This is a genomic window from Petrimonas mucosa (assembly GCF_900095795.1).
Lineage (GTDB): Bacteria > Bacteroidota > Bacteroidia > Bacteroidales > Dysgonomonadaceae > Petrimonas > Petrimonas mucosa.
Genome location: NZ_LT608328.1, coordinates 929,027 through 941,396, shown reverse-complemented (window position 1 = coordinate 941,396; position 12,370 = coordinate 929,027). Strand labels below are relative to the sequence as shown.

Annotated in this window: 9 protein-coding genes; 7 read left to right on the top strand and 2 right to left on the bottom strand. The window is 51.1% G+C overall.

All coding sequences use genetic code 11. The features are described from left to right. From ING2E5A_RS03705 to ING2E5A_RS03685, 5 genes are all read left to right on the top strand, one after another. Positions 1-1,263: an ABC transporter permease gene (locus ING2E5A_RS03705; protein WP_071136247.1), complete on the top strand. Its 1,263-nt coding sequence runs from the start codon at positions 1-3 to the stop codon at positions 1,261-1,263. 107 nt (positions 1,264-1,370) lie between these two features. After that, entirely contained in the window at positions 1,371-2,618 is a 1,248-nt protein-coding gene (locus tag ING2E5A_RS03700) for an ABC transporter permease (protein ID WP_071138176.1), read from the top strand. Positions 2,619-2,660: 42 nt separating this feature from the next. Then, complete coding sequence (locus ING2E5A_RS03695) at positions 2,661-3,767, top strand: efflux RND transporter periplasmic adaptor subunit (protein WP_071136246.1); 1,107 nt, start codon at positions 2,661-2,663, stop codon at positions 3,765-3,767. A 5-nt stretch (positions 3,768-3,772) separates the two neighbouring features. Further along, a complete protein-coding gene (locus tag ING2E5A_RS03690; protein ID WP_071136245.1) occupies positions 3,773-5,074 on the top strand; it encodes a TolC family protein in 1,302 nt (433 codons plus the stop codon). A 60-nt stretch (positions 5,075-5,134) separates the two neighbouring features. After that, positions 5,135-5,857 (top strand): head GIN domain-containing protein, encoded by a 723-nt coding sequence (locus ING2E5A_RS03685; RefSeq protein WP_071136244.1) that lies wholly within the window; start codon positions 5,135-5,137, stop codon positions 5,855-5,857. A gap of 81 nt (positions 5,858-5,938) precedes the next feature. Here the strand turns inward: ING2E5A_RS03685 and ING2E5A_RS03680 are convergent, their stop codons facing one another. Both ING2E5A_RS03680 and ING2E5A_RS03675 read right to left on the bottom strand, forming a co-directional pair. After that, positions 5,939-6,763: an alpha/beta hydrolase gene (locus ING2E5A_RS03680; protein ID WP_231960432.1), complete on the bottom strand. Its 825-nt coding sequence runs from the start codon at positions 6,761-6,763 to the stop codon at positions 5,939-5,941. Positions 6,764-6,897: 134 nt separating this feature from the next. Continuing rightward, positions 6,898-7,614 (bottom strand): tRNA1(Val) (adenine(37)-N6)-methyltransferase, encoded by a 717-nt coding sequence (locus tag ING2E5A_RS03675; protein ID WP_071136242.1) that lies wholly within the window; start codon positions 7,612-7,614, stop codon positions 6,898-6,900. A 127-nt stretch (positions 7,615-7,741) separates the two neighbouring features. On the opposite strand from ING2E5A_RS03675, the gene lon reads away from it, so the two are divergent. Continuing rightward, entirely contained in the window at positions 7,742-10,210 is a 2,469-nt protein-coding gene (gene lon, locus ING2E5A_RS03670; RefSeq protein WP_071136241.1) for an endopeptidase La, read from the top strand. A 103-nt stretch (positions 10,211-10,313) separates the two neighbouring features. Further along, positions 10,314-12,362 carry a helix-hairpin-helix domain-containing protein gene (locus ING2E5A_RS03665; protein ID WP_071136240.1) on the top strand — a complete coding sequence of 683 codons (2,049 nt, stop codon included), beginning with the start codon at positions 10,314-10,316 and terminating at the stop codon, positions 12,360-12,362. Positions 12,363-12,370: the final 8 nt, after the last annotated feature.

Below are 12,370 nucleotides of genomic sequence, written 5' to 3'. Positions count from 1 at the left end.
ATGAACGATCAATTGCAGGAAATAGTGCAGACCCTGCGCAAGAACAAATTGCGTACGGCGCTCACCGGACTATCCGTTTCGTGGGGCATATTTATTCTTATCGTTCTGTTGGGGGCGGGGAACGGATTGAAAAACGGTGTCATGGAAAATTTCAGCGAAAGGGCGATAAATCGTATCACACTTTGGTCAGGAACAACCTCCATGGCTCACAACGGACTGAAATCGGGACGCAACCTCCAGTTTGCGGACAAGGAGGTCGACCTTATCCGGAACAGCGTGAACGAAAGCAGGTTGATTGCAGCCCGTATCGACAGAACACAAACCTTTTCGTTCGGAGCGGAATATGGATCGTACAATATCAGGGGAGTGATGCCGGACTACATGGAGATCGAGAAACTGGTGATCAAACCGGGAGAAGGCCGCTTCATCAACGGATTGGACGTAAAGGAGAAGAACAAGATCATCATTTTGGACAGGAAAATTGCAGAAACCCTCTTCAAGGGAGAAGAGCCGTTGGGAAAACATATAAAGGTGGGCGACCTGATGTTCAAGGTAGTAGGAATCAACAGCAAGAAAGAGCAATATGGTACCCCTTCGGGATATGTCCCATTCTCTACCGCACAGGCCATCTTTAATCCGAACAAGAAATTCAGCCAGATCACCTTCACCGTGGACGGATTGGAGACCAAGGAGGAGAACGATCGGTTTGACCAATCGCTGCGCAACCTGTTGGGAAGAAGTCTCAATTTCAATCCCGAAGACAAGCAGGCTCTCTGGGTATTCAATGCCCAGGCGGAGTATATTGAAACGCAAAAGATCTTCGGCGGTATCACCCTGTTTGTCAGCATCATCGGCATACTCACCCTCATTGCGGGGATTGTCGGCGTAAGCAACATCATGCTGGTCTCCGTAAAGGAGCGGACGCGGGAGATCGGTATCCGGAAAGCGATCGGCGCACCACCGGTCTCCATTCTCAAAACGATCATCCTGGAGTCGCTGATTATCACTGCCATCTTCGGATATATCGGAATGATGCTGGGTATCGGGCTAACCGAACTGATCAACTTCGTGATGGAGCAGTCCGCCAACGGAAAGGCGGCTACCGACGAGGTACAGATGTCGGTATTCAGGAACCCAACCGTCGACATCGGCTATGCCATCTTTGCCACGGTGGTCCTGATCGTCTCGGGGATCATTGCCGGATATCTGCCGGCCCGCAAGGCAGTCAAGATAAAACCGATAGAAGCAATGCGCCAGGAGTAATGGCCCGAACCCAAGGTATGACAAGAGAAAAAAGTAACAACAAGATGCAACAAGAGAAGCCGGTCCAAGTACCGAAAAACTCCCTTTGGGGACGACTGGGCAGGGCACTGTTCGATCTCGACCGTTGGCATGAGATATGGGTGACCATCACCCACAACAGGTCCCGCAGTCTCCTTACGGCGTTCGGGGTATTTTGGGGAATGTTCATGCTGGTATTGATGGTTGGAGCAGGAAATGCATTGAGTAAAGGTATCTCCTCCCAAGTGGAAGGTTTTGCCAGCAACTCCTGCTTTTTCTGGACTGGAAATACGTCCGAACCCTACAGGGGTTTTCGCAAGGGACGCCGGTGGGACATGCTCAACAGCGATGTGGAGATTATCCGGAACAAGGTGCCTGAAGCGCAATACCTCTCTCCCATGCTCTTCGGTTCGTCGGGCGACAAGAACGTGGTCCGCGGCGATAGAGGGGGCTCCTTCCGGGTAAAAGGGTGTTATCCCGAATATGACCTGATCGAGAAAAGCAAGATCATCAGCGGAAGATTTATCAACGACATCGACATTGCCGAAAACCGGAAGGTATGTATTATAGGTGAACGCGTATACGAGGTACTGTTCCAGACCGGAGAGGATGCCATCGGAAAACTGATCAAGGTGAACGGCATCTATTTCAAGGTGATCGGCGTTGCCCGGAGAATGGCCAACGCAAGCATTGGCGGATCAACCGACGAATCGGTCATCCTTCCCTTCACCACCATGCAGAAAGCATTCAATCAGGGCAACGTCATCCACTTTCTAGGCGCCACCTCACAGCCGGGAGTAAGGGCAAAGGTAGTAGAAGATAAAATCAAGGAGACGCTCAAAAGCATACATCAGATCAGTCCGGACGACAAGGAGGCCGTCTCCTCGATCAATATCGAAGACCAGTTTACCATGTTCAACAACCTCTTTATCGGCATAAACGCGCTGATATGGATCGTGGGACTAGGAACACTGTTTGCCGGAGCGGTCGGCGTCAGCAACATCATGCTGGTAACGGTCCGCGAACGAACCAAGGAGATAGGCATCCGCCGTGCATTGGGCGCAACGCCACAGAACATCATCGGTCAGGTACTGACAGAGAGCATTGTGCTTACCGTGCTGGCCGGCATTGGTGGTATTGTGCTGGGGGTTGGACTCCTCTCCGCGGTCGGAGTCGCCTTAAGCCAGGGTGATCAATTTTTCAAGGATCCCCAGATCGGATTCGGCATGGCGGTGGGTTCACTCTCGATTCTCCTGGTCATCGGCACCTTTGCAGGATTCATTCCGGCCCAGCGGGCAATGATGATCAAACCCATCGAGGCAATCCGCGAAGAATAATCTTGAACATCAGAATAACTTAAACATCTAACGATAACTCAAATGAAGAAAGTACTCAAAATTTCCGGGCTGGTTCTCCTGGGACTATTGGTGATCTGGACGTTTATCTTTTTATACAAGAAATCGCGTCCAAAAGTAAAGACCTACCAGATTGAAACCGTTACGAAAAACAACATTGAAAAACGGACGGTCGCAACCGGAAAGGTACAGCCGCGAAACGAGATCCTGATCAAACCGCAAATGTCGGGCATTATCTCGGAGATCTACAAGGAGGCGGGCGAACAGGTGGTTGCCGGAGATATTATCGCCAAAATACAGGTAATTCCCGATATGGTCAACCTGAGCAGCGCCGAATCGCGTGTGGAGAGGGCTCGACTTTCCGCCGACCAGAGCAGAAGCAATTACGAACGCGACAAAAAACTGTTTGAGACACAGGTCATATCGAAAGAGGAGTTTGAGAAAACCCAACTCCAGTACCGGAACGACCAGGAGGAGTTGCGGGCAGCCACCGATAACCTGAGCCTGGTACGCACGGGGATTACCCAGAGTTCGGCCAAGTACAGCAATACCCTTGTCCGTGCAACCGTAAGCGGAACGATTCTCGACATTCCCGTGAAGGTTGGCAACTCGGTAATCCAGTCGAACAACTTCAACGATGGTACCACCATTGCATCGGTGGCAGACCTCAACGATATGCTTTTCATTGGAAAGATCGATGAGACCGAGGTGGGAAAACTCTCTGCCGAGATGCCGATGGAGATCACCATCGGGGCAATCCAGGAGAGGAAGATTGCGGCAAGACTGGAGTATGTTTCACCCAAGGGAGTCGAGGAGAACGGAGCCATCCTCTTCGAAATGAAAGCTGCCATGGAGATGCCTACCGATGTCTTTATCCGTGCGGGATACAGTGCCAATGCCGACATTATTCTCGACCGTCGTGACAGTGTGCTCTCCATTCCTGAAAGTTGCATCGAATTCAACAACGATACGGCATTTGTCTACGTGGTGAAAAACGAAAAACCTCAGGAGTTTGAACGCAAGCAAGTGAAGGCAGGCCTTTCCGACGGAATCAATATCGAGATTCTGGAGGGGTTGAAACTGAACGAGAAGGTGCGTGGAAACGAGATCATAGAAACGACGAAGAAGTAAGCGGTATGAGAACATTTATCTTCATAGCAGTTTTCTGCAGTCTGACGGCATGGTCACGGGCACAGCAATATACCCTTGAGGAGTGTATCGAGATAGCCCTGCAGAACAACAGGAACATCAAGCAGCAGGAGCTGGGCAGGGCACAGCGCCAAATAGCCTACTCGCAGGCTCGGAACGATCTGTTGCCCAGTCTGAATGCATCTGCCGGACAAAGCTTTGTCTTTGGTCGGTCCATCGGGATAGACAACACCTACCAGAACACCAACTCGTCCCAGACCTCATTTGGAATTGGTGCCGACATCACCCTCTTTGACGGGTTACGGATGAAATATAACATCGACGCAAAAAGGGCCGACCTGCTTGCTGCCGAGGCCGATCTGGAGAGATTCAGGGACGAGATAGAGATGAGTGTAGCCACAGCTTTCCTTCAGGTACTGCTACAAAAGGAGCTGTTGCAGATTGCCGACGAACAGATCCAACTTACCGACTCCAACATCAACCGCCGAAAGGAGTTGATCCGAAACGGCAAGATGGCACAGGGAGAGATTTATGAACTGGAGGCCCAGCGTGCACGTGAAGAGCAGAACAGGGTACAGGCGGAAAGCAGCCTCAAGCTGGCGTTGCTCGACCTGGCACAGATCATGGAACTGGAAGATTTTTCCACTTTTGATCTATCCGCACCGTCGGTGGAATCGATCATCAATGAAAGCGTGCTGCTCTCAACCTCGGAAATCTTTCAGAGCGCACTACTGACCCGTCCGGAGATCAAGGCTGCCCAATACCGTCTAGAAAGCAGTGAAAAGGAGGTTCTAATGGCCAGGTCGCAGCTCTACCCCTCCCTCTCGTTCGGGGCCAATATCGGGACCGGATACTACAACATGAGTGGCCGCTCCAACGATCCCTTCAGCAGTCAGATCCGGAACAACATGAGCAACTCGGTCGGTTTCAGCCTCCGTATCCCCATCTTCAACAAGTTCCAGATCAAGAACAGCATCCGGTCGGCTGAACTCGCCATGGCAAATAACCGCCTGGAGATCGACAAGGCGAAGATAGAGCTCCGGAAGCGTATCGAGCAGGCCTACCACAACGCACTTGGAGCCGAAAGCAAGTGGAAGGCTACCCAGAAGTCGGAGACAGCGGAAAGGGAAGCATTCCGTTTCGCACAGGAGAAATTCAATAACGGCCGGGCCAACGCCTACGAACTTTTTCAGGCAAAGAGCAACCTTACTCAAACCTTGTCTGATCAGGCACAGGCAAAATATGAATATGCCTTTCGCCTGAAGATCCTGGAATTGTTAAAAAAATAAATTGTTGTAACCGATTCACCAAGGCATACGTCTTATAGATAAACAATAAGAGATTACATTATGAAACAATTTAAATTTGCTACCCTGTTGATTTTTTCTGTTGTCGTTTCAACCGTTGCATCTGCCCAAGGCAACCGCATCACAAACAGAAACTATAGCGTAACACCTTTCACCTCCCTTGAAGTGAATACAGTAGGGAATATCGAGTACATCCCCTCTTCCCATTTCAGTGTAAGTGCCGAAGGGAGTGAAGATCTGATCAACGACCTGACCGTAACTGTACGGAACAACCGGCTCGAGCTTTCGACGAAGAGCAGACTGAAGAAGCTTTTCGGTAGCCGGCAATCCGGAAAACTGACCATACGGATAACTGCCCCTACCCTCAACCATATCGAATCAAACGGTGTAGGGAACATTGAATTGAAAGGGAGCCTCGATTCACCTCAGCTCAAAATCGTCTCCTCCGGTGTAGGAAACATCAGCGCCCCGCACTTTGCTTCAGGGACGCTCGAGATCAGATCGGACGGTGTAGGCAATATCGAGATAAAGGGTACCGCCAACTCGGTATCGGTAGAATCAAATGGTGTGGGAAATGTAAACCTGGCCGACCTGAAATCTTCACAAGTCCATGTTGAATCGAACGGAGTGGGAAATGTAACGTGTCACGCCACCGAATCACTGGAGATCAACTCCAACGGAGTGGGCAGTGTCATCTATTACGGCAATCCCAAAACCAGACAGATCAGCCGAAACGGAGTTGGAAAAGTAAAGGCAGGAAACTGACGAACAATATACAACACTCTACTTTTAGATTAAACACTAACCGGAAAGCGGGCACTTGTTTGAAAGTGCCCACTTTTTTGTTTACTTCACCATCTTAATCTCCCTCAGCCAGCTCATCACACGGTAGGGCCACTCGTTTACCCAGTCGCCCGTATTACGGAGTCCGTAACCATGCCCGCCGGTGGGATACAAATTCATGGATACCGGCACCTTTGCCTCCTTTAGCGCATAATAGTAGAAGATACTGCTATTCAGCAACCGGTGGTCATCCTGGGTCTGCACGATAAAGGTGGGCGGCGTATTTCCGGTAACTTTCAGTTCGGGTGCGATGGAGAAGTTCTCTCCGTCGAGGTATGCCGGGTAGATCAGGACACAAAAATCGGGCCGCAGGCTCACATTATCAAACCCATCGACCTGAGGATATGTCCGTTCATTAAAGTTGTTGCTCGCCACTGCCGCCAAGTGTGCTCCTGCCGAAAAGCCCATCACGCCGATCCGGTCCGGATCGATATTCCACGCTTTGGCGTGTGACCGGGTGTAGGCGATGGCCCGTTGCAAGTCCTGTAACGGGGCCTGATGTTTCTCAAGTCCCTCGCGCCGGGGTACACGATATTTCACCAGTACGCAGTTAACGCCGTGACTGTTGAACCGCTTGCAAATCTCTGTTCCCTCCAGGTTATAAGCCAGGATATTGTATCCCCCACCAGGATTTACGATGATGGTTGCGCCCGAGTTGTTGTCGGCCGGTGCAGGATAGAAGGTCAGTGTAGGTTCACTCACGTCGCTGATGCGTAGGACCGGACATCCAGCCACCTTGCTACCTGACAGGTCCTCTTTTTCTTTCAATCTCCTTGTCTCTCCGGGTGCACCATCCGGAAAGAGTAGAACAGGTGCTTGTTGTGCCATAACCATTGAGGATAACAGTAAACTGAAAAGGAATAAATATTTCTTCATATTGCCGTAGGTATTATATGTTTCCGATATCTATCGTCCGGTCGTCAGCTGCTGGCTGATCGTGGAGCAAAGATAAAAAAAATTGTTTACAAATAGAGGTAGAAATCCCTTACCAGAGTGGCAAATGCAGGCGAATACCGGTGACGTTCCTCCTCGATAACCAAATCGTTTCCGACAGACTCTCCCCCCGGTCCTGCGGTAAACTCCATCAATACCCGTTTAGGGGGGAGAGTCGGCGTTGGGTATACAACCGTTTCACGTGACAAGCCAAAACCTCCCCTGCTGGCGGCAGCCATAACCAGTTCCCTATCCTGAAAGGGATAGATCAGTGACAGGGTCCCGCTTTCGCTCAGCAACTTCCGGCTGATCGAAAAAAGTTCGTCAGCTGTGAGCGAACCGGCATGTCGTGCACCGGTCCTTCTCAAATCGGGTGAGGGCAGCGAGTTGACAAAAAAGGGAGGGTTGGAGACAATTGCATCAAATTTCCCGGTGACGGTCGACTGAAATTCCTGTAGGGAGAGGGGCAACACCTCGATTCTCCCTCGAAAGGGGGAGCAGATCACATTCTCCCTGGCCTGCATTGCAGCATCGGAATCAATCTCAATGGCGGTTATCGATGCCAATCCGTTTCGCTGCGCCATCATCAAGGCGATCAATCCCGATCCCGTTCCCACATCCAGGATCGAACGGCAACCGCCAATATCGGCCCAGGCACCCAACAGCACCCCGTCGGTGCCCACCTTCATGGCACACCTGTCGTGAAAAACGGTAAATTGTTTAAATTTAAAAGAGTTGCTCCCCATAAACCACAAAAAAGATATTTGGCACGAAATTTGGTGTAAGGATATTTGTATCCGGAAAACAAAAATAGCACATATTCAGTTCTCCGGAAATTAAAAATAGGAATTAACCGTACGACTATTAACAGATATGTTTCAAAATAAATTTACAACTTTAAAACCGGAAGAGAACGACAGCAATGTCATTTCGTTCATTGCCGGAGATCTGTTGGACGGCAGCCAGGATATCGATGAGAACTCCCTGAAGGAGAGCCTACCGATATTGCCGCTGCGCAACACCATCGTATTCCCGGGAAGCGGTCTCCCTATCTCCGTAGGCAGAAGCAAGTCGCTCAAGCTTGTCAGGGCGTTGGGAAAAAGACACCGCTATATCGGGCTGGTCTGTCAAAAAGACAACACCATCGAAGAACCGGAGAAGGATGATCTCTACTCGATAGGTGTGATCGCCGAAGTGATCCGCGTGATCGAACTCGATAAAAATAACCTGAGCATCATTGTTCAGGCAAAGAAGAGGTTTGAATGGACGGAGTTTACGCAGACCGAACCCTTCTTTGCGGCAAACTTCAGGATACTGGAGACCAAGAAGGCCGACAAGGAGGACAAGGAGTACAGGGCAATCCTCGACTCCATAAGAGACTCGATGAACCATATGCTCAACATCCTCGGGGATCCTCCAAAGGAGTTATTGCAGACCATCAACCACGAGTCGTTCACCGGCATGCTGGTCAGTTACAGTGCCACCAACCTGCCGATTGAAAACAGGGAAAAACAGGAGCTGCTGAGTATTAACGACGAGAAAGAGCAGGCGTATCGCTTGCTGATGATTCTCAACCGCGAGATCCAGATACTGGAACTGAAGATGAATATCCAGATGAAAACCCGCGAAGACCTCAGCCAGCAACAGCGCGAATATTTCCTGCAACAACAGATAAAAACCATCCAGGAAGAGTTGGGCGGAAACACCCAACAGATAGAGATCGAGGAGTTCCGGAAGAAAGCCAAAACCAAGAAGTGGAGCAAGGAGGTGGGCGACATCTTTGAGAAGGAGATTGCAAAACTGGAGCGGCTCCATCCGCAATCGCCCGACTACTCGGTACAGTATGGCTATCTGCAGACCATTGTGGATTTGCCATGGAATGAGTATACCAAAGACAACTTCAACCTGAAGAATGCGCAGAAAATCCTCGATCGCGACCATTTCGGCATGGAAAAGGTGAAAGAGCGCATCATCGATCACCTTGCAGTACTGAAGTTGAAGGGCGACCTGAAATCGCCGATTCTCTGTCTTTACGGCCCTCCGGGAGTTGGAAAGACATCGCTTGGCAAATCGATAGCCGAGGCATTGAACCGGAAATATGTCCGCGTTTCGCTGGGTGGACTGCACGATGAGGCTGAAATCCGCGGTCACCGCCGCACCTATATCGGGGCAATCCCGGGGAGAATCATCCAGAGCATACAGAAGGCGGGAAGCTCAAATCCTGTCTTTGTGCTGGACGAGATCGACAAAGTGGGCAACGATTTCAGGGGCGATCCCGCATCGGCGCTGCTCGAAGTGCTCGATCCCGAACAAAACACCGCTTTCCACGACAATTACCTCTCCATCGACTACGATCTGTCGAAGGTGATGTTCATTGCTACGGCAAACAACCTGAACACCATCCCTCAACCCCTTCTCGACAGGATGGAGCTGATAAATGTGGGCGGTTACATCAGCAACGAGAAGGTAGAGATTGCCTATCGCCACCTGGTTCCCAAGCAGCTGGAGAACCACGGTATCAAGAAGAAGGCGTTCAGCATATCGAAACCGGCCCTCAACAAGATTATTGAGGACTACACCCGCGAATCGGGTGTAAGGGAACTGGACAAGAAGATCGCGAAGGTGACCCGGAAGATTGCCCGGAAGATTGCCTCCAACGAAGAGTATCCCAAGGTATTGAAACCTGCCGACGTGCCAGAATATCTGGGCATCGAGGAGTACACCAAAGACCGCTATCAGAGCAATGACTATGCAGGTGTGGTAACCGGATTGGCCTGGACTGCGGTAGGCGGCGAGATCCTCTTCGTAGAGAGTTCGCTGAGTCGCGGCAAGGGGTCGAAATTGACACTTACCGGAAATCTAGGTGATGTAATGAAGGAGTCGGCCATGCTGGCAATGGAGTATATACACGCCAATGCAGACCTGCTGGATATCGATCCGGCCATTTTCGAACACTGGAACACCCACATTCATGTTCCCGAAGGCGCCATGCCCAAGGATGGCCCCTCGGCGGGCATCACCATGGTCACTTCACTGGCATCGGCATACACGCAACGGAAGGTGAGAAAGAAGCTGGCGATGACCGGCGAGATCACCCTCCGGGGAAAAGTACTGCCGGTGGGCGGGATCCGCGAAAAGATCCTGGCTGCAAAACGTGCAGGGATTACCGACATCATCCTCTGCAAGGAGAATGAGAAGGATATCCGTGAAATTAAACCTGAATATGTGGAGGGACTGAACTTCCATTATGTGGAGGATGTGAAGCAGGTGCTGGAGTATGCACTGCTGGACGAGAAGGTAGACAACCCGAAGGTGTTTACCATTCCGGAAGAGAAAGCGTAAGCGGTCCATCGCTGTACCGGAACTTTTTTATTCAACAGAAAATTGGGAAAATTGTGCTGGAAAGGTTAAATTTGTAGAAATTGCGCTTTTAGCTTCGGGATGAATGAGACACTGGTTATTTCATATCATTCTAGCGGTCGCTTTTTTTGCAATTTGTTCCTTTGCCACAGCACAACCCAACGACTGGCGTTCTCACCTGGAACAGCTGGCAGAAGAGGGACTCAACAGTGCCACCATCGAAAACATGTTTCAGGAGTTGACGATGCTGGAGGGCAACCCTATGAACCTGAACAGGGTAACGCTTGAACAGCTGGAGCGGTTTCCACTGGTCAGCAACGAACAGGCGGCGCACATCATCGAGTTTCTGGAGAAGAACCGTCCGCTCTACACCGTATTTGAACTCCGGAATGTCCCCTACCTCGATTTCAACACCGTAGAGTTGATTCTCCCCTTCTTTTTTGTCGGTGAAACCGAAGAGGAACTGTTGACGGTGGAGCAGATGCTCGACCGTGGTCGGCATGAAGTGCAGTTCAGGCTGGACAAGACCCTCCAGGAGCGGGCTGGATACGGCGAGTTCTCCGACAGCATACTGGAGCGCTATCCCAACCGGAAATATCGGGGTGAGGATTTCTACACCTCGGTAAAGTATGGTTTTACCTACCGCGACAAGCTTCAGGCGGGGTTTGTCGCCGAAAAGGATCCAGGAGAACCGTTTCTGCGGAAAGAGTATCCCATGGGGTACGATCACTACGGGTTTCACCTGATCGTCCGCGACCTGGGCAGATTGAAGACATTGGCCGTGGGCGATTATCGCCTCTCGTTCGGTCAGGGATTGATACTGAACAACGACTTTTCTCTCTCTAAATCGTGGGGAACCAATGCAATCATCCGCCGTACCCAGGAGCCCAAACGTCACTTCTCCTCCGCCGAGAGCGGGTATTTTCGCGGTGCTGCCGCCCTTTTCGAGGTGGGCAGGTTAACCGTCACCCCCTTCTATTCCAATAAGCGGTTCGATGCCAACCTCTCGGATGACGGAACCATTACCTCATTCAAAACCGACGGATATCACAGAACCCCGCTGGAGATCGAGAAGAAGAGCAATGCATACGAGCAGGTGGCGGGTATCAACATCAACTACCGCAACGGGCAGTTCCAGATCGGTGCAAGCGGGCTGTACCATATCTATAGCCAGATCTACAGCCCGGTGGTCCGAGAATACAACTATTACAGCTTCCGCGGCAGGTCGCACGGCAATGCAAGTGTGGACTACTCCTATCGATTCAACCGATTGACAGTTGCGGGTGAGACTGCACTCTCAGGCAACGGAGCCATAGCATCCTCACACATGGTCCAGTACACACCGTCGGGACTCTTCTCCCTGTCGGCACTCTATCGCCATTTCCCCATCTCCTACAACGCAATGCACGCACAGGCATTTTCCGACGGAAGCCAGGTCCGTAACGAGCGGGGATTCTACCTGGGGAGCAACTTCAAGCCATTGCGAAAAGTGTCGGTAACGGGCTATATCGACCTTATCCGCTTTCCCTGGCCGAAGAGCCAGGTCGACAAACCGTCGTCGGGCATAGACCTCTATTTTCTGGGGACATACACCATAAGCCGGGACAGTCGACTCGAACTGCGCTACAAGTTCAACCGGAAAGAGCAAAACGCAACATACCCCGATGAGGATTACCGAACCGTCCTACCCTACAATACGCAAAAGATCAGGCTCAGGTATAACCATGCGCTGAAAAGCGGATGGGACTTCACCACCACCCTCGATGGCGCCTTTTATCGCCAGCGACATTTCCCGGTTGAAAAGGGATTCATGCTCTCGCAACATGCCGGATACCGGGGTGGTAAGAAGATCCGTGCAGACATCTACGCCGGATATTTCAACTCCGACACCTACGCTTCCCGGCTCTACTCCTACGAAAAAAATATCCTGTCGACCTTCTACATGCCGTCGTTCTACGGCAAAGGCACACGGCTGGCGATATCGGGACGCTACTCCATCACGTCGCGACTCTCCTTCTCCGCAAAGATTGGTCACACCCGCTATTTCAACCGGGATACCATAGGAACCGGAACAGAAGAGATCAGCGGAAAGCGCCGGACCGACCTCTTTACCTATTGGCAATGGAGGTTTTGAGTTTCCGG

Coding starts and splice junctions, on each gene's coding strand:
- ING2E5A_RS03705 (WP_071136247.1), top strand. CDS start 1: ATGAACGATCAATTGCAGGAAATAGTGCAGACCCTGCGCAAGAACAAA.
- ING2E5A_RS03695 (WP_071136246.1), top strand. CDS start 2,661: ATGAAGAAAGTACTCAAAATTTCCGGGCTGGTTCTCCTGGGACTATTG.
- ING2E5A_RS03690 (WP_071136245.1), top strand. CDS start 3,773: ATGAGAACATTTATCTTCATAGCAGTTTTCTGCAGTCTGACGGCATGG.
- ING2E5A_RS03685 (WP_071136244.1), top strand. CDS start 5,135: ATGAAACAATTTAAATTTGCTACCCTGTTGATTTTTTCTGTTGTCGTT.
- ING2E5A_RS03680 (WP_231960432.1), bottom strand. CDS start 6,763: ATGGCACAACAAGCACCTGTTCTACTCTTTCCGGATGGTGCACCCGGA.
- ING2E5A_RS03675 (WP_071136242.1), bottom strand. CDS start 7,614: ATGGGGAGCAACTCTTTTAAATTTAAACAATTTACCGTTTTTCACGAC.
- lon (WP_071136241.1), top strand. CDS start 7,742: ATGTTTCAAAATAAATTTACAACTTTAAAACCGGAAGAGAACGACAGC.
- ING2E5A_RS03665 (WP_071136240.1), top strand. CDS start 10,314: ATGAGACACTGGTTATTTCATATCATTCTAGCGGTCGCTTTTTTTGCA.